General features: G+C 58.5%; 1 protein-coding gene. It reads left to right on the forward strand.

Going from position 1 to position 696, the window contains the following annotated elements; all coding sequences use genetic code 11:
* Nucleotides 1-110 precede the first annotated feature (110 nt).
* Nucleotides 111-575, forward strand: a complete 465-nt coding sequence (locus C5F48_RS24335) for an NUDIX hydrolase (RefSeq protein ID WP_107666183.1) — start codon at nt 111-113, stop codon at nt 573-575.
* The last annotated feature ends 121 nt before the right edge of the window (nt 576-696 follow it).

Here is a 696-nt window from a genome sequence, read left to right on the forward strand (position 1 = left end):
GGGCTGCGCCCGCCGTTACCCTTGGCCTGCGGCTCTTTCTCTCAGCTGTCTGCTATGCGGGACGAAGCAGACCCCAGATGATATGAAAACCCGAAGACCCGAGGAAGCTCATGCAAGAGATACCGATCCGGTGCCATGCCGTCAGCCTCGTCGCCGTCCGCGTCGTTAACGGTAAGAATGAAGTTCTGCTGCTTCGTCGCACAAGAACCCTTCAGGGCGAGTGGTGCCAGATCGCCGGCGCGGTCGAGACGGGTGAAACCGCGTGGCAAGCTGCCATCCGAGAGCTTGCCGAGGAAACAGGGCTAGTGCCCATAACCCTCTATAGCGGTGATGTTTGCGAGCAGTTCTATGAGCCGCACTTGGATGCGATCAGCATTCTCCCAGTGTTCATTGCAACCATAGATCCAACATCTTCGGTGCAGTTGAATCCTGAACACAGCGATTATTGTTGGGTATCGTTCAACGACGCTGACCGCATGGTTCCTTTCGCTGGTCAGCGTAAGGTTCTTCGGCATGTCGAGGCAGAATTTATGCTTCGTGTGCCAAGCCATCATCTCGAAATCAAGGTCGCCTAAGGCCTCTTCGTATCAATGCCAGCCCTAAGCACTGGCGGCCGATAGGCGGACGAAGCTGGGCGCCCCCCGGCGGGGGGCCGGGGCCGCGCTCTAGTTCCGTCCAGCAGGACTGGCCGGAACC

It is taken from the genome of Cereibacter changlensis JA139 (genome assembly GCF_003034985.1).
Taxonomy (GTDB): domain Bacteria; phylum Pseudomonadota; class Alphaproteobacteria; order Rhodobacterales; family Rhodobacteraceae; genus Cereibacter; species Cereibacter changlensis.